This is a genomic window from Mesorhizobium sp. M7A.F.Ce.TU.012.03.2.1, from assembly GCF_004006095.1.
GTDB lineage: Bacteria > Pseudomonadota > Alphaproteobacteria > Rhizobiales > Rhizobiaceae > Mesorhizobium.
Genome location: NZ_CP034779.1, coordinates 3,699,172 through 3,717,489, shown reverse-complemented (window position 1 = coordinate 3,717,489; position 18,318 = coordinate 3,699,172). Strand labels below are relative to the sequence as shown.

Sequence of the window (18,318 nt, the reverse complement as noted above, 5' to 3'; positions counted from 1 at the left end):
CGTCAGTCGGCTCGAGGTCGGGACGTCCGTTTCTATGCCACTTTGGTCTCGCGCTTTGCGGACGCATGGTAGGCCAGGTACTTGCGCTGCGTGGAGATATGGTCCGCCACATGCTGGGCGTCGTGCCAGACGCCCCAGATGAAGCTCGACCCCCGCCGCGATTGCCACGGCAGTCCCAGGAAATAGATTCCCGGCTCGGTCGACACGCCGCGCTGGTGCTTCGGCTTGCCCTTTTCGTCAAACACATCGACCTTCAGCCAGTTGTAATCGACGGTGAATCCCGTTGCCCAGATGATCGAACCTATCCCGGCTTCCGCCAGGTTCAGCTCGAGAATGGGATCAGTCATGCATTGCGGGTCCGGTCCGATCTCGCGGGCCGCGGGCTCCTCGGGAAGGTCGAGGCCGTTGCGAGCGACATAGGCGTCGGCCTCGTCCAGCACCGACATGTAGTTCGCATCGCCGCGCGCGATATTTTTAGCCAGATCCGGAGCGAAGGTCATGACCCCTTCCTTGTAGGATTCCGTCCGGCCAACCAGCGTCATCCCTTGCGCGGCAAGACGCCGGAAGTCGATCGTCTGGCCGCCCCGCGCGCCGCTCACCGCGATGGTGACGTGTTCGGTGCCAGGCGCCGGCGCTTGGGCGTCCCATTTGCCCAAAACCCCCAGCCACCAGCAGAAGTCACGCTCGCGATACGCCCGCGGCGGCCGATCATGCGGCCCGACCGAGAGGTAGACGCGCCGTCCCGCGCGCTGGAGTTCGTCGGCGATCTGCACCCCCGAGGACCCGGAGCCGACCACCAGCACCGCACCTTCGGGCAACTGGCCCGGATTGCGATAGGCGCTGGAATGGATCTGCATCGCTCCGGCATCCCCGGGGACAACCGCCGGAATGACCGGATGCTGGAAAGCCCCGGTAGCGGCAACCACGCTCCTGGCCTCGATCACGCCATCCGAGGTTTCGACCCGGAAGCCGGGACGGCCGACAAGCCTTTCCACGCTCCTGACCTCCACGCCGCAGCGGATGGGGGCAGCGATCATGCCGGCGTAAGCGACAAAATAGTCGGCGACCTTCTCCTTGCCGACAAAGGCGTCGGGACCGGCGTCCGGAAATTCCATGCCGGGAAAACGATCATGCCAGGCGGGACCATTGGCAACCAGCGAGTCCCATCTTTCGGTACGCCAGCGTTCGGCGATGCGGCTCCGCTCGAGCACGAGATGCGGCACCCCGCACTTGCTCAGATGCTCGCTCATGGCCAGCCCCGCCTGGCCGCCGCCAACAACAAGCGTGTCTACCGTTTCGACTGGCATTTCAGCGGCCCTTTCTGGCTCTCCCCGGGAGTGTCTGCGGATGTGGCGGAGATCTGATCGTTTGGTTTACTGGAGGCACCGGGCAGCGAAAATTATGATTTCATGTGGCAGTGGTTAGCTTGTCCCTAAATGCCGGGAAGCATGGCCGAAGATGTGGAGCGCGGGGCGTGGATCATCACTGTTGAGTCAGAAGAAACGGACGGCTCAGAGATAAAGGCTTCTGGCCGCCTTGGACGAGAGCAACTCCTTTGCCGGCCCCTCCTGGGCGACCCTACCCTTGACCAGCACATAGCCGCGATCGGCGATGCCCAGCCCCATTTCGGCATTCTGTTCGATCAACAGGATGGTCGTGCCTTGGCGATGGATCTCCCTTGTGATCTCGAAATACTCGCCGATGAGTTTTGGCGAGAGACCGAGCGACGGCTCGTCCATGATCACCAGTCTGGGTTCGCCGATCAGCGCGCGCGCCAGCGCCACCATCGCCTGTTCGCCGCCGGACAGCGTGCCGGCGACTTGGCGCAAACGCTCATGGATGCGCGGAAACAGCTTGCACATCTTGTCCAGTTGCACCCTGAAATTGGGTCCCCTGCCCGACACCGCATCATAGCCCAGACGCAAATTCTCCATCACGGTCAGGCCGGGGAACAGCCGGCGCCCTTCGGGAACGAGCCCGACGCCGAGCGACGCCAGGTTTTCCGTGCCGAGCGTCGCCATGTCCCTGCCCATCACCTCGACCTTGCCGCGCTGCGCCCGCACGACGCCGCAGACGGTCATGAAGGTTGTCGTCTTGCCGGCGCCGTTCGGCCCCAGCAGGCAGACCAGTTCGCCGGGGCGCACGCTCATCGCCACGCCGCGCAGCATCGGCACCGCGCCATAGGAAGTATCGACATCCCTGAGTTCAAGCATGGGCGACCGCCTTCCCGAGATAGGCTTCCTGGACGCGCGGGTCGGCGCGCACCGCCGCGAAGTCGCCCTCGGCGATCTTGCTGCCATAGTCGATGCAGGTGACATGCTGCGGGAACGCTTCGACCACCCGCATGTCGTGCTCGATCAGGACCACCGACAGAGCAGGGTTTTGTACGCGCAGCCGCGTGATGTCGGCCACCAGCGCGTCGGTTTCCGTATCGTCCATGCCGACCGAAGGTTCGTCGAGCAGCAAGAGCTTGGGCTGCGATGCGAGCGCTCGGGCAATTTCCAGGCGCCGCCTGTCGGCTTGGGCCAGTGTACCCGCTGGCCGGTAGCGTTGTTCGAACAGGTCGCCGGAGCCGAGCTTGAGCAGGGTTTCGGCCTTTTCCACGCAAGCCGCCATCTCGCGGCGCGATGCGCCAGGCCTAAACAGCGCGGTCAGCACGCCGGTCCTGGTGCGGGTGTGCATGCCGATGATGACGTTGTCGAGGACACTGAGGTCGGAGAACAGACGCGACGACTGGAATGTGCGGGCGATGCCGCGGTCGACAACTTCGTAGGACGGGCGGCCGGTGATCTCGGCACCGTCGAAGGTCACGCGACCGGAGGTTGGCCGGTAGACGCCGGTCACGACATTGAACAGCGTCGACTTGCCGGCGCCGTTCGGGCCGATGACGGCGAGCACCGCGCCCTTGTCGATCGACAGGCTGACATCGTTGAGCGCGACCAGGCCGCCGAAGCGCATCGTCAAATTCTCGACCTTGAGAAGCGCGCTCACGGCTCGCCTCCGTAGCGCCGCATGCGTTGCGGGAACAGACCTTGCGGCCGGATCATCAGGAAGCCGATGATGACGACGCCGAAGAACAGCAGGCGGTAGTCGGCGAACGCGCGCAATTTCTCCGGCAGGATGGTCAGCAGGAACGCACCGACGATGACACCGAAAATATTGTCCATGCCGCCGACGATGACCATGGTCATGATGGTGACGGAGACCAGGAAGGTGAAATTGTCGGGAGAAATGTAGGAGACGTAGAAGGCGTAGATCGTGCCGGCGAAGGCGGCGAGAAAGGCGTCGACGGCGAAGGCCAGCACTTTGAACCACGCCACATTGATGCCTTGCGCCTTGGCGGCGATCTCGTCGGCGCGCAGCGCGTTCCAGGCCAGACCGATGCGCGAGCCGTGCAGCCGGTGCGCGGTGACGATGGCGACGACGACCAGTGCGGCCGACAGATAATAGAAATTCGCCTGGCTCGGCAGCTTCCAGCCGAAGATCACCAGCGGATCGGCAAAGGAATGGCCGAACAGGCTGGGCGCCGGAATGCCGACCAGTCCGTTGGGTCCGCCGGTCCAGCTGAAATTGTTCAGCAATTGCTGGACCACGACACCGAAGGCGATGGTGACAAGCGCCAGATAAGTGTCGCGCGTGCGCATCGACGGGATGCCGATGATGAAACCGAACAGGGTCGCCGCCAGCGCCGCGACCGGCAGCGTCAGCCAGAAGCTGACGCCGAAATTGATCGCCAGCAGCGCCGACACGTAGGCGCCGATGCCGTAGGAAGCGCCGGTGGCGAAGTTCGGAATGTTGGCGCTGCCGAGCTGGAAATTGAGCGCCAGCGCCAGCACCGCATAAAGCTCGGCGACGATCAGCAGATGGAGGATATAGGTGTTGGATCCGACGAAGAACGGAAAGGCCAGGACGATGACCGCCGCAGTGATCATCGCCACGAGCGGAACCCGGGCAAAGCTCGCCAACGCATAGTCGGCGATCCACGGCAGCCTCTCCAGCAGGTAGAAACCGAGGCCGAGCAAGGCCAGCAGGCCGACCACCTGCCAGCCGCCGTCGACTCTGAGGATGAGGTACAGGAACGCTGCCCCGATGATTTGCGAGGCGATGGCGAAGACCGTGGCCGCGGCTATGCCCGGCACGTCGGGTGAAGCACGACCCTGCATGCTAGACTTTCTCCATGACGGTGCGCCCAAGCAGGCCGGCGGGGCGGAAGATGAGCACGGCGATGACCAGCAGGAAGACGAAGACCAGCCGGTAGGAAGCGCCGTCCGGCACGAATGTCTGCGCCAGCACTTCGATGCCGGCAATGATCAGTCCGCCCAGTATGGCGCCCGGCATCGAGCCGAGGCCGCCGATGACCGCGGCGGAAAAGCCGAGCAGGCCGGCCATGACGCCGAAGTCGAACCGTGTCACGCCGGCATAGCTTGCGAACAGAAGTCCTGCGATGGCGCCGATAGCCGAGGCAATGAAGAACGTCGCACGGAAGACGCGTGCATCGCGGATGCCCATCATGCGCGCCACGACCCGGTCCTCCGAGGCCGCCCGGATGCGCAGCCCGAGCGGGGTCATGCGCAGGAAGACAAACAGCATGGCAACCAGCGCGACGGTCAGCACCACCACCAGCAGCGCGAACCAGCTGATGGCAACGCCGGAGATTTCGAAAGCCATGCCCGACACCAGGCGCGGGAAGGCATGCGGGTTCGATCCCTGCGGATAGAGATGGCGGATCAGCTCGCGGATGACGATGCCGAGCGCCACGGTCGCCACCAGCGCCATTATGGCGGGCGCATCGCGGAAGCGCCTGATGACCACCTTGTCCAGCAGGACGCCGATCAAACCGACGGCGAGCACGGCGACCGGAACCGCAAGCACCAGCCAGGCGGGGCCCGAGGCGCCAAGAGCGGTCGCCAACGCCTGGGCAAGCGCCAGCGTGATGAACGGCGCCGTCATCGCGACATCGCCATGCGAGAAATGAATGACGTTCAAGACACCGAAGATCAGGCTGAATCCGATCGCCAGCAAGGCATAGATGCAGCCAAGGGTTATCCAGTTCACCAGTTGCTGGACAAGCAGTTCCGCCATGCGGTCCGTCTCTCGATTGAAGCCGACAGGTATCAACCGCCATCCCGGGCGGACAGAACGAATCTCCGAACTCACGAGTCACAATTTCCGAATTTCGTCACTGAATACGCGCCCGTACACTGATGATCAGCCGACGATCACGATCGGCCGGGTCGCTACGACGGCGGCAGATAATTCTGTTTGAGGTGGAACCATGCAAAACAGGCGCAGTGCGCTTATCCGCGTATCGTCAATTCTGGCCGGCTCTCTGTTTGCCATTGCCCTGGGCGCCGCCCAGGCGCAGGCCGACCAGATCAAGCTCGGCTTCATCGGGCCGCTCTCCGGCGGCAACGCCCAGCAGGGCCTCGGCGCCCGCAACGGCTTCCTGCTCGCCATCGAGCAGGCCAATGCCAGCGGCTACCCGCACCAGGTGGAAGGCGTCGTGCTCGATGACGCCTCCGATCCGGCCGTCGGCGTTTCGGCGGCGCAGAAGCTGGTCAACGATCCCGCGGTGGTCGCGGCAACGGGGCATTGGAACAGCTCGGTCGCGTTGGCGACGATCCCGGTCTTCAACCGCTCGCAGATGCCGTTCATCGTCTGGGGCGCGGTCAGCCCGAAGATTACCGAACAGAACTTCCCCAACGTGACCCGCGTGACGCCGACGCTGGTCAACGAGAACAAACCGCTGGCCGAAGCCATCGCCAAGCAAGGCAAGATCAAGAAGATCGCCATCATCTCCGACACCACCGACTACGGTGCGGCCAACACCAAATGGTTCGGCGATTTCTTCAAGGCGGCCGGCGGCGAGGTCGTTTCTTCGGATGCCGCGGCTGTCGGCACGACCGATTTCCGCGCCATGCTGACTACCGCGAAGGCAGCGTCGCCCGACGCGGTCTATTTCGGCGGCGTCGTCACCGAAGCAGCGCTGGTGCGCAGCCAGATGGCCGACCTCGGCATGGGCAATCTGCCGATGTACGGAATTTCAGGCATCTACGACCCGAAATTCATCGAGATCGCGGGAGCTGCCGCCGAGGGCACCATCGCCGGAACTCCGGCCGTCCAGTCGAACCCCAAGCTCGAGGAATTCAACAAGGCCTATGAAACCAAGGCTTATCCCGATCCTGCCGGCTCCTATGCGAAATATGCCTACGAGGCGACGCAGATCCTGCTTCAGGTCATCAAGGAAAAAGGCCTCGACGACAAGGAGGCGCTGAGCAAGGCCATTCGTGACATCCACCACGACGGCATTCTGGGAGACGTCTCGTTCGATGCCAACGGACAGACCAACATGGCCATCGACATCGACATGTTCGTCGTCCGCAGCGGCAAATGGGAGAAGATGTAACCACCTGACCGACGCCGCGCCCGTTCTCAGTGGCGCGGCGTCGATCACCTTCATCGCCGAGCTCGCAAAAGTCCTGACCGGAGCGCCTGACCATGAATGACGAGGCTGGCCACGGCGCACCTCGAAAGGCCGTCGAGATCAAGGGCGTCTCCAAGGTGTTCGGCACCTATCAGGCGCTGAAGCCTGTTTCCTTCGACATCTACGACAACGAGTTCTTCACGCTGCTCGGCCCGAGCGGCTGCGGCAAGACCACCCTGCTGCGCATGATCGCCGGTTTCGAGCAGCCGACGGCGGGGCAGATTTTCCTGCACGGCTCGGACATACAGGGACTCCCCCCGCATAAGCGGCGGGTCAACACCGTCTTCCAGAGCTACGCCCTGTTTCCGCATATGAGCGTCGAACAGAACATCGGCTTCGGGCTCGAAAACCTCGGCTGGTCAAAGGGCCGCCGCGATGCGCGCGTCGCCGATATGCTTCGTCTCGTCCATATGGAGGCCTTTGCCGGGCGCAAGCCGCAGCAATTGTCGGGCGGCCAGCGCCAGCGCGTCGCGCTCGCCCGCGCCCTGGCGCCGGAACCGGAAGTGCTGCTGCTCGACGAACCGCTCTCCGCACTCGACCTGAAGCTGCGCCAGGCCATGCGCGACGAGCTGCGCATCCTGCAGCGCAAGACCGGCATCACCTTCGTCTTCGTCACCCACGACCAGGAAGAAGCGCTCGACATGTCGGATCGCATCTGCGTTCTCGGCGATGGCGAGATCCAGCAGCTTGGCACACCCGCGGCGATCTACGAGGAGCCGTCGAACCGCTTCGTCGCCGATTTCATCGGCGAGACCAACTTCCTCGATGCTGACGTGATTGCCGTGGACGGCGAGCAGGCAACCGTGAAAACGCAGCTCGGCATGACTTTGACGGCCTCTCACAAGAAAGCGGTCGCCGGCCAGAAGGCCTTCATCTCAATACGTCCGGAGAAAATTAGCCTGCCCGCCCAGGACAACCCGATCGCTGTCGATGGCACGATCATGAGCACCAATTATCTTGGCGGCTACACATACTATCTGATTGAAGCGGGCGGCACCAAGCTGCGCATCTCCAAGCGCAACAGCGTCAGCCGCGGCCAGATGTTCGAAATCGGGCAATCGGTAAAAGTCGGCTTTGCCGCCGAATCCGTGCGGATCCTCGGCGCATGAAGGCACGCACAAAAAGTCCTGACTGGAATGTCCTCGGCCTGCTGCCGGCCCATCTCATCATGCTGCTGACGCTGATCATCCCGATCGGTATCATCATCGTGGTGTCGTTCTCGACGCGCGGACCTTACGGCGGGTTCGAATATGTGTTCACCACAGCGCCCTACAAGCAGCTTTTGTTCAACGAAGGCTGGACCGGCGAGATGGAGTTCAATCCGCAATATCTCATCGTTGTTGCCAGAACGCTGGTCCTGTCGGCCGTGACAACATCGATCTGCCTGCTTCTGAGCTTCCCGGTCGCCTATTTCATCGCGCTGCAGCGGCCGGCGATCAAAGTGCTGCTGATCTATCTCGTCACGCTGCCATTCTGGGTTTCGATGATCGTGCGCGTCTATTCCTGGATCATCATCCTTGGCAAGGATGGTGTCGTCGAAAAGACCCTTCGCGGTCTCGGCCTCGTCGACAACATGGACTCGCTGCTGTTCGGCAACACCGCCATGCTGCTCGGTCTCGTCTACAGCTACATTCCGCTGATGATCCTGCCGATCTTCGCCTCTATCGAGAAACTCGACCCTGCGCTCATCGAGGCGTCGCATGATCTCTATGGCAACCGCGTCACCACATTGCGCCGCGTTATCCTGCCCCTCACCCGGCCCGGCATGATCGCCGGCGCGATCCTGGTGTTCGTTCCAAGCCTCGGCGCGGTCCTGGAGCCGACCCTGCTCGGCGGCGGCAAGACAATGATGATGGGCAATCTCATCCAGCTGCAGTTCGGTGGCGCCCGCAACTGGCCGCTCGGCGCCGCCGTCGCCATCGTGCTGATGGCCGCGGTCATGGTCTTCCTGATTTTCCAGGGTCTGCGCTCGATGCGCACCGAAGGCCTGGAGCGTGCGGCATGAACGCGGACGATGATGTCAGGCGCTATCCGGGCTTCGGTCTCTTCAGCGCGATCTTCTTCGCCTATCTCTATTTGCCCATCGCCGTCGTGGTGTTCTACTCTTTCAATGCGAACCGGATCGTCTCCAATTGGGGCGGCTTCTCATTGCACTGGTACGCCACCGCTTTGTCCAACGCCAACCTGATGACAGCGGTGAAGACCTCCCTGCTCGTCGCCACGGTCGCCACAGTCGCCTCGACCCTTGTCGCGTTGATGGCGGCATTGGTGCTGGTGCGCGGCCGCGATGTCCGGTTCCGCCGCATCTCCGAAGCGGTGGTGAACCTGCCGCTGCTCCTGCCCGAAATCGTCGTTGCTGTCGCCGTCCTGATCCTCTTCTCCGAGATCGGGCTCGCCAACGGAATGGTGAAGCTGATGATCGCCCACACCACCTTCTGCATCCCGTTCGCCTTCCTGCCGATACGCGCCCGCCTGCAGGGAATGGACTTCGATCTGGAGGAAGCCGCCCGCGATCTCTATGCAACCGGTTGGGTCGCCTTTCGTCGCGTCACGCTGCCGCTCATCCTGCCGGGTGTTTTCGCCGGCGCCATGCTCGCCTTCGTCATCTCGATGGATGATTTCATCACCAGCAACCTGTTGAATTCCGGCGGCGCCACCACGCTGCCGGTCTACATTTTCTCGCTGATCAAGCAGGGCGTGTCGCCGCAGCTCAACGCAATCTCGACCTTGATCATGATTGTTTCGGTGGTGCTGGCGACCGTGGCCTTCCTGCTTCAGCGACGGCAGTAGCAGCGGCGTAGTTTTTCCTAATCAAGGCGTCGGGCAAATCGAATTTATCGAACCCGACGGTTTGTTATCGTCGCCCCTGGGAGAACAACAAACAGGGGAATGACATGACGACCAAAATTGCAGCGCTCGCCATGGCCGGTGCCATGAGCCTCGCCTTTAGCGTGCCCGCTGTCGCCGAGGGCAGCCTGGCCATCTACGCATGGGCGGATTCCATCTCGCCCGAGATGGTCACGAAATTCGAGAAGGAAACCGGCATAAAGGTCACGGTCGACGCCTTCTCATCCAACGAGGACCTGCTGACCAAGCTGCAGGCCGGCTCGTCGGGCTACGACATCGTCACGCCTTCGCAGCACTTCGTGAAGATCATGATCGACAGCGGGCTGCTTGAGGATTTCGGCGCCAGCTCGATGGCGGCCTACAGCCAAGTCCTGCCGGACTGGCAGAAACCGTGGTGGGATGCGACAGGCAATCATTCGATCCCGCTCGCCTTCGGCAATGCCGGCTACACCGTCAACCGCGACCTCTACAAAGGCCCGGTCGACAGCTGGAAGACCTACTTCGAGCCACCGGCGGAGCTGCGCGGCAAGATCGCCAGCCTGGCGCAGCCCGACGAAGTCATTCCGGCAGCGGAAAACTATCTCGGCATCAAATATTGCAGCGAAGACCCGCAGGAGATGAAGCGCGTGCTCGACCTCTTGCTGGCGCAGAAGCCATTCGTGGCGGCCTATTCCAGCGACAACATCGAAAACCGCATCGGCAGCGGCGAGGTTGCCGCCCATTTCTGGTGGGACGGCAACACCATGAGGCTTCGCCGCAACGACAAGGCCAATGTCGAATACGCGATGCCGAAAGAAGGTCTGGTCGGCTGGCTGGATTCCTATGTCGTGCCGAAGGGCGCGGCCAATATCGAGAACGCCAAGAAGTTCATCGATTTCATGACCCAGATCGACAACGCGACGGCGCAGTACAATTATTACGGCCACTCTTCGCCGGTGAAGATCGACGAGAGCAAGGCGCTCTACAACAAGGAGAACGCTCCGGAGCTGTTCCCGACCGTTCCCGTCAAGATGGGCCAGGCCTGCTCGCCGGCGGCGCAGGAACTCGTCACCAAGGTCTGGACGCAGCTTCTGCAATGAGCCGCTCAGCCGGGGCGCGCGCCGCCCCGGCATCTCCATTCTCAAAGGGGCTGGCCATGCAGACCGAAAATCTTGACTACGATTATATCGTCATCGGCGCAGGCTCGGCCGGTTGTGTCCTTGCCAATCGCCTGAGCGCCAACCCGTCCCACAAAGTGTGCCTGATCGAAGCCGGCGGCAGCGATAGCGGGCTGCGGGTCAAGGTGCCTGCCGGCATCCTCTCGCTCTACGGCAATCCGAACTATGACTACTGCTATGTCGGCGTGCCTCAGCCCAACCTCAACGGCCGCAGGATTCCGGTCAATCGCGGCAAGGCGCTGGGCGGCTCCAGTTCCATCAACTCGATGGTCTACATCAGGGGCGCCGCGCAGGACTATGACGAGTGGTCGCGACTCGGCTGCGCAGGCTGGGCATTCAGCGACGTGCTTCCCGTCTTCAAGAAGCTCGAGCGCAACCTGCTTGGCCAGGACCCGCACTACCACGGTACAGGCGGGGAACTGCTGGTCGACAAGCCGCGCGATCCGAATGTGCTGTCGTCGATGTTCGTCAAGGCCGGCAACAATGCCGGTCTTCCGGCCAACAGCGACTTCAATGCCGAAAGCCAGTTCGGCCTCGGCATCTACAATGTCACCCAGGATCGCGGCCAGCGCTTCAGCAGTTTCACCGCCTTCATGCGCCCGGTGCTCGATCGCAAGAATCTCACAATCCTCAGCGAATGCGAAGTGATCGACCTCGATATAGCCGAGGGGCGCGCGACAGGGGTACGGGTGCGGTACAAGGGCGAGCAGAAGACGCTGTCGGCCCGCCGCGAAATCGTGCTTTCGGCCGGGGCGATCAATTCACCGAAGATCTTGCTGGCGTCCGGCATCGGCGCAGCCGCCGAGCTGCAGGCGATCGGTATAAAGCCGGTTGTCGATCTGCCGGGCGTGGGCAAGAACCTTCAGGACCATATCGACGGCATGATCACGGTCCGCTCCTCGAGCACGAAGACGCTCGGCCTGTCGCTGCCCAACTTGCCCCGCGTGCTGGCTGCGCCCTTCCGGTATTTTGCCGGCCGCAAGGGCATGCTCACCACCAACTACGTCGAAGCCGGCGGCTTTGCCCGGACGAAGTATGCGAACGGCATTCCCGACATCCAGTTCCACTTCGTGCCCGGCTATCGCAGCCATCGCGGCAGGCTGGTGGAGTACGGCCATGGCTACGCAATCCACACCTGCGTGCTCAGGCCCAAAAGCGTCGGCGAACTCAAACTGTCAGGCCAGGCATCGAACCGGGATGTGCTGATCGATCATCGCTTCTTCTCGAGCGACGAGGACGCCAGGGTGTTGGTCGAAGGCATCAAGATCGCGCGTCAAATCTTTGCCGCATCCGAGTTCGACCCGATCAGGGGGACGGAGATGCTGCCGGGCAAGGATGTTCGCAGCGATGACGAGATCCTCGCCTATCTGCGTGCCGAAGCGCTCACCGTCTATCATCCGGTGGGGACGTGCAAGATGGGGACCGACGCGATGGCCGTCGTCGACCCGGCAACGCTCAAGGTGCGCGGCATCGGTGGCTTGCGGGTCGCGGATGCGTCCGTGATGCCGAAGCTGATCGGCGGCAACACCAATGCCCCCAGCATGATGATCGGGCAGCGGGCAGCGGAGATGATCCTGGGCCGGGGATAGTTTCTGTAGCGCACCTCCAGGAAAGGCGTGCAGCGGCCTTCCTCGGCGTGCCTCGATAATCGATGGCGATGACGCATTCCTGCATGGTCGGGCTTATTTGGCAGCCTGATCGTAGCCTTCGTGCTGTCGCTCAATGGCCCGAATATCTCGTTCTACCCGGCGCCACGCCTACCATGCCATCGGTCGCCTGGAGCGCACTGCGCTATGGCGTCAAGCCGGAGCTCTATGCGCTTCGTCGATCACCAACATTATGGTATTTGCCGCAATCGCGGTGCTTATTTCGTTGCACGCTCGGACAGAAACGGCCGATGGAGTGACATGTCATGCTTGTGGTGCTTTCGGCGGGCCGGAATTCTGGTGAGGCCTGCTTGCACGTCCTGCATTGTGCCCCAGGGGCTGGCGAATGACGATGGGGGTCCCCGACGAGAAAGTCGATTGCATCGTCATCGGCGCCGGCGTCGTCGGCCTGGCGATTGCGCGGCGGCTGGCGCTCGAGGGACGCGAAGTTCTTGTCGTGGAGGCCGAGGACAGCCCCGGGCTGGGCACGTCGAGCCGCAACAGCGAGGTCATCCATGCCGGCATCTACTATCCTAAGGGCAGCCTGAAAGCGCAGCTATGCGTCGAAGGAAAGAACGCGCTTTACCGCTATTGCGAAGCGCGCGGGATTCCGCACCAACGCATCGGCAAGCTGATCGTCGCTACCAGCGACGCGGAATTGCCGATCCTGGAGGGGATCCGGACCAAGGCTGCGGACGATGGTGTTGCGGACCTGGAGATGCTCAGCCGCGCGGATGTGGAACGGCTTGAGCCTGAACTGGAGGTTGCCGGCGCGCTTTTGTCCCCAAGCACGGGGATCGTCGACAGCCGCGCGCTGATGCTGGGGCTACAGGGCGATGCCGAGAATGCCGGTGCCACCTTTGCGTTTCGCGCGCCGGTTCTCGGCGGCAGCGTCGCCGAAACGGGCTGCGAGCTCCAGTTTGGCGGCGATATGGAAGGCTATAGGATCGCCGCAAATCTGGTCATCAATGCGGCCGGATTGTTAGCCCATCTGGTTGCCCGGAGCCTTGCGGGCGGGCATGGCGGCAAAATCCCAGATGTCACCTACGTCAAAGGCAATTACTTTGCGCTTGGACGCCGCCCGTCCTTCAACCATCTTGTTTATCCGGTTCCGGAACCAGGCGGCCTCGGAGTTCACCTGACGCTGGATATGGCCGGATCGGTTCGTTTCGGGCCGGACGTCGAGCCCGTCGATGAGGTCGGCTACGCGGTCGACGCAACTCGGGCCACACCATTTTACGCGGCCATCCGACGCTATTGGCCGGGGCTGAGGGACGGGGAACTGGAGCCGAGCTATTGCGGGCTGCGGCCTAAAACGAACGGGTTGCAGTTCGGCGATTTCGACATTCTGGCAGATCAGTCCGGACGGCTGATCAGTCTTTTCGGAATCGAGTCACCTGGCCTGACAAGTGCGCTCGCCCTGTCGGATAGGGTTGCCCAACTAGTCAGAACGACGAACTTCGTCTTGCTTTAGCCTTTGACCGCTCCAGCGGTCATGGATCCTGATATCTGCCGATACATCACAAGACCCAGCAAGGCCGGCGGCAAGGCGCCCAGCATCATGACCGCGGAAGCGGTTCCCCATTTTACGCCGCCGCCGCTTGCGGCGAAAAAAAACGATGCGCCGACCGTCATCGGGACGGCACGGCTGGTTGTCAGCATGAGGCCGAAGAGGAATTCGTTCCAGGCGGTGATGAAGCCGAAGATGAGGGTCGTGACCAGCGCCGGTCGGATGACGGGCCGGACGATCATCATCATCACCTGCAAGGAACTTGCGCCATCGACTTTCGCCGCCTCGTCGAGTTCGACCGGTACATCTGAAATCGCGTTCACCAGGATGACGAGCGCAAGCGGCGCGTTGACGATGGTCAGGATGAGCCCGAGCCCGATCCGCGTATCGAGCAGGCCCAGCCACTGGTACATCATGTAAAGCGGGATCGCGAAGATGATCAGCGGCACGGCGCGAAGATTGATGACGATCGGCAGGACCAAGCGCTTTCCCGCCTCGCTACGCGCGATCGCATAGGCAGCCGGGAACGCGAGCACGATCGCAAGGCCGGTTCCGATCAGCGCCGCCACGGTGCTGTTCAGCAGGTAGGCATAGATGTTGAAGCGGCTGGTCTGCGTCAGAACCTCCAGATAGTTGTCGAGCGTCGGTTGGCTGATCCACAAACCGGGGTTCGTCGAAAGCTCGCGCTGGCTTTTGAGCGATGTGATCAGCGTCACGATAATGGGGAAATTCATCGCCAGCACGGCGATGGCAAAAACGATCCAGCGCAGTGCCCTGACCATCGTCAACGCTTCCTGCGGCCGGCAAGCCGGTTAAGGCCGTGGAGAACGATGAACGACGCCAGGAACAGGATAACCGAAGCGGCGACCGCCTTGCCGATAGCCCCTTCCTTGAAGAAGGCCTGATAGATGTAGATCGACAAGGACGTCGTTGAACCGCCAGCGCCACTGCCGGTCAGCGCATAGACATTGTCGAACACCCGGAAACCGTCGATGAAACGGATGAAAAACGCGATGACCAGCGTCGGCTTCATCAAGGGCAGATCGATCCAGCGGACGATCTCAAACGGTGATGCGCCATCGAGCGAGGAGGCTTCGCGCACGTCGAGCGGTATGGCCGAATAGGCCATGTAGAAGAGCAGGAAGGCGAAAGGCGTCCATTGTAGCGTCTCCACGACGACAAGGGTGCGGAAGGCATTGTTGATGTCGAGGAAGGCCGGGCTGTCGCCAAACCATTCGAAGAGATAGTAGGGGACGGGGCCCGCGAATTCATGCAGCACCAGCCGGTACATGAGACCGACCATGGCCGGTGCGACCATCAGCGGCAGCATCAACGGCGCCATCAGGACTGGACGCTTGCTCAGAAGCGGCGCCAGGAAGATGGCAAGGAAAAGGCCGATCAGACATTCCGCCGATGCGGTAAGAATACCGAAGCGCAGCGAGAACCAGGCCGAGCTCCAGAATTCGCGGTCGTTCAACACCGCGACATAGTTACCGAAACCGCTCAACACCGGACTGCGCAAGGTCTCGAATGTGACGGTCGAAACGGAATAGATCAGATTGACGATCGCCGGAAAGCCGAGGAACAGAAGCAAGAAGCCGACCAGCGGCGTCAGATACATCCTGCCTTCGGCACGTGTCACAAGGGCCATGTCGATCCGCCAAACGCGCCGGATACCGGGCCTCGGCCCGGCATCCGGCCAATAATTTATTTCTTCAGAAGGTCCTGCATGCCCGCCTTGGTGTGGGCGAGCGCATCCTCGAGGCTCTGCTGGCCGGACCAGTAGCCGGTGAACTCCTTTGCCTGCAGCTCATAGACCGGGAGCGCACTCGCGGACGTCGCTCCGGTCATGACATAGCCGTACTTGCTGGCGAATTCGCCGAGCTTGACGAGGTCGGGACGTTCCTTCGCAACCTTGGCGACGACATCGGGAGACAATGCCGGCGAACCGCCGCTGCGCGCATAGAGCAAGGCCGCATCCTCGGTGGCGAGCCACTTCAGGAACTTGACGGCGCCTTCCTTGTTCTTGGCGTTCTTGTTAAGGCCCAAACCAAGGCCGTGGATGTGATCGGCGCGTCCGTCGGGACCTGCCGGTGGCGCGACGATCCCGGTCACCTCGGCGACGGCCGGGGATTTTTCGGTGCTGGTCAGATCCGCCGCCGCGGCATTCCACTGCAGCGCCGTCGCGGCCTGGCCGGATGCGAAGGCCGCGTTGGTTTCCGCATATTCGTAGCTCAGCGAATCCTTGGGCGAAGAACCGGCATCATAGAGCTTCTTGTAGAGTTCGAGGCCGGTCTTGTAGGCATCGGAATCCACCGTGACATTGCCGTCCTTGTCCATCCAGTCGCCGCCGTAGGAACGCGGCAGGGACTGGAAGACCATCATGTTGAACAGCAGGTTCTTCATCTGCAGGACCGTGCCATAACGCACCGGGCTGTCGGGGTTCACCTGCTTGGTGAAATAGAGGGCGGTGGCCGCCCAGTCGTCCCAGGTCCAGCTATCCGGGTCTTTCGGCTGCAGGGGCTTGCCGAGATATTTCCGGGCGATTTCACCATAGGTCTTCCTGGCGGCGTCATCCCTGATCAAGGCGTCGATGAGATCCTTGCGGTGGTACATGAAGTGCAACGAAAGGTCTGTCGGGACGCCGTATTGCTTGCCGTCGAACTGCATCGTCTTGAGAACGGATTCGCCGAAAATCTTGGCCGCGTCCGCGCCAAGATCGACCGGCTCCATATAGGGCGCGTAGCGACCGAGCGAGTAGGTGGCGACGAGGTTCACGTCGAAGGCACTGGATCCGGCCGCCATGTCAGCCTGCAGCTTGTCGTAAAAGCCTTCCCGGTTGAAGAACAGCAGTTCCACCTTGTCGGCATCGCTGGCCTGCTTGTTGTAGGTTTCCACGGTTGCCCGCAGTGCGGTTTCCTCGGAGCCGCCAGGCCAGCCGAGCACGGTCACGGTTGCGTTGGCAAAGGTCGGCAAAGCCGTCCCCGCAAGGAGGGTGGCCATAAGCGCAAAAGATGTCCTGCTCAATTTCATGATCGTTCCCTTCTTTTTTGATGATTTTTGCATGACACGACCGGGGCGCCGTTACCTTGCCCATTCGGCAAGATCGGCAACACCGATGACGCCGGCGTGGCCTCCGAGCTTCGCCGCCACGAGATGGGGGGAAAGGCGCGGCGGGACCTCGCTCAGATGTGCGCGCACCCGGTCGAGATAGCCTTCTGCAAGACCGATGCTGCCACCGATGACGATCAATTTCGGATCGAACATCATCTGAATGTCCCGGCACAGCGCCGCGACCCGCGAGGCGCTTCGCGAGACGATGGCGCCGGCCCAGTCCTCGCCCTTCAGCGCGTGTCCGAACACATCGGCGGCGTCCGCCTTGGAACCGGCCTTGAGGGCCTCCGAAGCGATCCAGCGGCCGGACGTGCTGTCTTCGAGCGGAGCCCGGTCTTCAGACAGACCACGGATCAGACCGAAGTGACCGGCTAGACCGGACAGCAATCGGCCGTTGCAAACGATGCCGCCGCCAATTCCGGTAGAGATGGTCAGAAAGACGATGTCGCGACCTTGCCCGGCGCCGAATTTGTATTCGCCCCAGGCAGCCGCCTGGGCATCGTTGAACGCACAGACCGGCTTGCCGAAAACAGCGGATGCTCTTTCGACCAGCGGGTAGCCGTCGGGAATGCCAAGGGTTGCCGGATTCAATGCCGACCAGCGTCCATCCTGCACCAGTCCGGTCACCGCAATGCCGATGCGGCTGAAGCGGCTCGACCAGGCCGACGTACTTTGCGCCAAGGACGCAAGCCAGGCCTCGGGTCCAGCCTCTCGCGCAGTCGGCACGATCATGTCCTCGACCACCGTGCCATCGTTGACCAGCGCGGCCATCGTCTTGGTTCCCCCGATGTCGATGCCCAGGACGGATGGGCCCAGAACGGTTGGGCCCAGGACACTTGTGCCAAGGGCGGTTTGCGCGCCCCTCGCCGCATAGGCGTCGGAAAGCGCCTGGTGGAACCATGAGGTGACGTGCTCGGTACGGGTGATCGCCGAGCCGACAACCACGGCACAGGCGCCGGCGCGCGCGGCGGCAGCCGCCTGCTCAGGCGACCGGATACGCCCTTCGGCAATGACGTAGGGGGTCAGGGTTCGCATTTCAGCGATGAGGGCGATATCCGGATCCTGCGGCTCCGGCCCGCCGACATAGCCGGAAAGCGTCGTGCCGACGAAATCGACACCCGCGGCAAGGGCCCGGCGCGCATCGTCAAGGCAAGAGCAATCGGCCATGGTCAGCTTGTTCCTGGCCTTGACGGCTTTCACAAGCGCTTCGACAGGAACGGGACGGACACGCTCCGTCGCATCGAAAGCGATGATATCGGCGCCCGCCTCGGCCAGGGCCTCGACATCGGCCGGATAGGGTGTGATGCGCACGGGGCTGTCGGTGAGATCGCGCTTGACGATACCGATGATCGGCACGCGGACGGCCAGGCGGGCGGCCGCGACATAGGGCACGGATTCGATGCGGAGGGCCTTGGCTCCGGCTTCAACAGCGGCCCTGGCAAAGCCCGTCACGAATTGCGCACTGTCCATCGGGCCGCCGGGAACCGGCTGGCAGGACACGATGAGACTGTTGGCGATGTCTTCCCGCTGCACGTCGGCACTCCCTTGTCGCCATCACGA

Annotated in this window: 16 protein-coding genes; 7 read left to right on the top strand and 9 right to left on the bottom strand. The window is 62.4% G+C overall.

Features of this window, described 5'->3' with window-relative positions:
• Positions 1–32 precede the first annotated feature (32 nt).
• From EJ079_RS18080 to EJ079_RS18060, 5 genes are all read right to left on the bottom strand, one after another.
• A complete protein-coding gene (locus tag EJ079_RS18080; protein WP_127380985.1) occupies positions 33–1,307 on the bottom strand; it encodes an NAD(P)/FAD-dependent oxidoreductase in 1,275 nt (424 codons plus the stop codon).
• A gap of 204 nt (positions 1,308–1,511) precedes the next feature.
• Positions 1,512–2,213, bottom strand: coding sequence for an ABC transporter ATP-binding protein (locus EJ079_RS18075; protein ID WP_127809684.1), 702 nt, complete (start codon positions 2,211–2,213; stop codon positions 1,512–1,514).
• Complete coding sequence (locus EJ079_RS18070) at positions 2,206–2,991, bottom strand: ABC transporter ATP-binding protein (protein ID WP_236382713.1); 786 nt, start codon at positions 2,989–2,991, stop codon at positions 2,206–2,208. Before EJ079_RS18070 ends, EJ079_RS18075 begins: the two co-directional genes overlap by 8 nt.
• A complete protein-coding gene (locus tag EJ079_RS18065; protein WP_023809430.1) occupies positions 2,988–4,163 on the bottom strand; it encodes a branched-chain amino acid ABC transporter permease in 1,176 nt (391 codons plus the stop codon). Before EJ079_RS18065 ends, EJ079_RS18070 begins: the two co-directional genes overlap by 4 nt.
• Before the next feature lies 1 nt (position 4,164).
• Positions 4,165–5,082 (bottom strand): branched-chain amino acid ABC transporter permease, encoded by a 918-nt coding sequence (locus tag EJ079_RS18060; RefSeq protein WP_127809683.1) that lies wholly within the window; start codon positions 5,080–5,082, stop codon positions 4,165–4,167.
• 193 nt (positions 5,083–5,275) lie between these two features.
• Between EJ079_RS18060 and EJ079_RS18055 the strand changes: the two genes are divergently transcribed.
• The 7 genes from EJ079_RS18055 to EJ079_RS18025 all read left to right on the top strand — a co-directional run bounded on the left by EJ079_RS18055 (position 5,276) and on the right by EJ079_RS18025 (position 13,608).
• The gene (locus EJ079_RS18055; RefSeq protein WP_127271535.1) at positions 5,276–6,406 is read left to right on the top strand and encodes a branched-chain amino acid ABC transporter substrate-binding protein; all 1,131 of its coding nucleotides are present in this window, start codon (positions 5,276–5,278) and stop codon (positions 6,404–6,406) included.
• Between the two features lie 92 nt (positions 6,407–6,498).
• Positions 6,499–7,593 (top strand): ABC transporter ATP-binding protein, encoded by a 1,095-nt coding sequence (locus EJ079_RS18050; protein ID WP_127809682.1) that lies wholly within the window; start codon positions 6,499–6,501, stop codon positions 7,591–7,593.
• On the top strand, positions 7,590–8,489 hold the full coding sequence (locus EJ079_RS18045) for an ABC transporter permease (RefSeq protein WP_127809681.1): 900 nt from the start codon (positions 7,590–7,592) through the stop codon (positions 8,487–8,489). The genes EJ079_RS18050 and EJ079_RS18045 overlap by 4 nt, the downstream gene beginning before the upstream one ends.
• A complete protein-coding gene (locus EJ079_RS18040) occupies positions 8,486–9,274 on the top strand; it encodes an ABC transporter permease (protein ID WP_127271529.1) in 789 nt (262 codons plus the stop codon). Before EJ079_RS18045 ends, EJ079_RS18040 begins: the two co-directional genes overlap by 4 nt.
• Before the next feature lie 104 nt (positions 9,275–9,378).
• Positions 9,379–10,410 carry an extracellular solute-binding protein gene (locus EJ079_RS18035; protein WP_127809680.1) on the top strand — a complete coding sequence of 344 codons (1,032 nt, stop codon included), beginning with the start codon at positions 9,379–9,381 and terminating at the stop codon, positions 10,408–10,410.
• A 56-nt stretch (positions 10,411–10,466) separates the two neighbouring features.
• Complete coding sequence (locus tag EJ079_RS18030; RefSeq protein WP_127809679.1) at positions 10,467–12,077, top strand: GMC family oxidoreductase N-terminal domain-containing protein; 1,611 nt, start codon at positions 10,467–10,469, stop codon at positions 12,075–12,077.
• Between the two features lie 403 nt (positions 12,078–12,480).
• Complete coding sequence (locus EJ079_RS18025) at positions 12,481–13,608, top strand: NAD(P)/FAD-dependent oxidoreductase (RefSeq protein WP_245481694.1); 1,128 nt, start codon at positions 12,481–12,483, stop codon at positions 13,606–13,608.
• On the opposite strand, the gene EJ079_RS18020 is transcribed toward EJ079_RS18025, so the two are convergent.
• The 4 genes from EJ079_RS18020 to EJ079_RS18005 all read right to left on the bottom strand — a co-directional run bounded on the left by EJ079_RS18020 (position 13,605) and on the right by EJ079_RS18005 (position 18,291).
• Positions 13,605–14,426 (bottom strand): carbohydrate ABC transporter permease, encoded by an 822-nt coding sequence (locus tag EJ079_RS18020; protein WP_127809678.1) that lies wholly within the window; start codon positions 14,424–14,426, stop codon positions 13,605–13,607. The two genes, EJ079_RS18025 and EJ079_RS18020, sit on opposite strands and share 4 nt — an antisense overlap.
• A gap of 2 nt (positions 14,427–14,428) precedes the next feature.
• Complete coding sequence (locus EJ079_RS18015; RefSeq protein ID WP_127809677.1) at positions 14,429–15,295, bottom strand: sugar ABC transporter permease; 867 nt, start codon at positions 15,293–15,295, stop codon at positions 14,429–14,431.
• Positions 15,296–15,351: 56 nt separating this feature from the next.
• Complete coding sequence (locus EJ079_RS18010) at positions 15,352–16,647, bottom strand: sugar ABC transporter substrate-binding protein (RefSeq protein WP_245481693.1); 1,296 nt, start codon at positions 16,645–16,647, stop codon at positions 15,352–15,354.
• A gap of 81 nt (positions 16,648–16,728) precedes the next feature.
• The gene (locus EJ079_RS18005) at positions 16,729–18,291 is read right to left on the bottom strand and encodes a putative N-acetylmannosamine-6-phosphate 2-epimerase (protein ID WP_127396150.1); all 1,563 of its coding nucleotides are present in this window, start codon (positions 18,289–18,291) and stop codon (positions 16,729–16,731) included.
• Between the last annotated feature and the right edge of the window lie 27 nt (positions 18,292–18,318).

What these genes read in the sequence shown, in the direction of transcription:
- EJ079_RS18010 (WP_245481693.1), bottom strand. Translation starts at nt 16,647, where the DNA reads ATGGCCACCCTCCTTGCGGGGACGGCTTTGCCGACCTTTGCCAACGCA.
- EJ079_RS18015 (WP_127809677.1), bottom strand. Translation starts at nt 15,295, where the DNA reads ATGGCCCTTGTGACACGTGCCGAAGGCAGGATGTATCTGACGCCGCTG.
- EJ079_RS18050 (WP_127809682.1), top strand. Translation starts at nt 6,499, where the DNA reads ATGAATGACGAGGCTGGCCACGGCGCACCTCGAAAGGCCGTCGAGATC.
- EJ079_RS18075 (WP_127809684.1), bottom strand. Translation starts at nt 2,213, where the DNA reads ATGCTTGAACTCAGGGATGTCGATACTTCCTATGGCGCGGTGCCGATG.
- EJ079_RS18060 (WP_127809683.1), bottom strand. Translation starts at nt 5,082, where the DNA reads ATGGCGGAACTGCTTGTCCAGCAACTGGTGAACTGGATAACCCTTGGC.
- EJ079_RS18040 (WP_127271529.1), top strand. Translation starts at nt 8,486, where the DNA reads ATGAACGCGGACGATGATGTCAGGCGCTATCCGGGCTTCGGTCTCTTC.
- EJ079_RS18035 (WP_127809680.1), top strand. Translation starts at nt 9,379, where the DNA reads ATGACGACCAAAATTGCAGCGCTCGCCATGGCCGGTGCCATGAGCCTC.
- EJ079_RS18055 (WP_127271535.1), top strand. Translation starts at nt 5,276, where the DNA reads ATGCAAAACAGGCGCAGTGCGCTTATCCGCGTATCGTCAATTCTGGCC.
- EJ079_RS18025 (WP_245481694.1), top strand. Translation starts at nt 12,481, where the DNA reads ATGACGATGGGGGTCCCCGACGAGAAAGTCGATTGCATCGTCATCGGC.
- EJ079_RS18020 (WP_127809678.1), bottom strand. Translation starts at nt 14,426, where the DNA reads ATGGTCAGGGCACTGCGCTGGATCGTTTTTGCCATCGCCGTGCTGGCG.
- EJ079_RS18030 (WP_127809679.1), top strand. Translation starts at nt 10,467, where the DNA reads ATGCAGACCGAAAATCTTGACTACGATTATATCGTCATCGGCGCAGGC.
- EJ079_RS18045 (WP_127809681.1), top strand. Translation starts at nt 7,590, where the DNA reads ATGAAGGCACGCACAAAAAGTCCTGACTGGAATGTCCTCGGCCTGCTG.
- EJ079_RS18080 (WP_127380985.1), bottom strand. Translation starts at nt 1,307, where the DNA reads ATGCCAGTCGAAACGGTAGACACGCTTGTTGTTGGCGGCGGCCAGGCG.
- EJ079_RS18065 (WP_023809430.1), bottom strand. Translation starts at nt 4,163, where the DNA reads ATGCAGGGTCGTGCTTCACCCGACGTGCCGGGCATAGCCGCGGCCACG.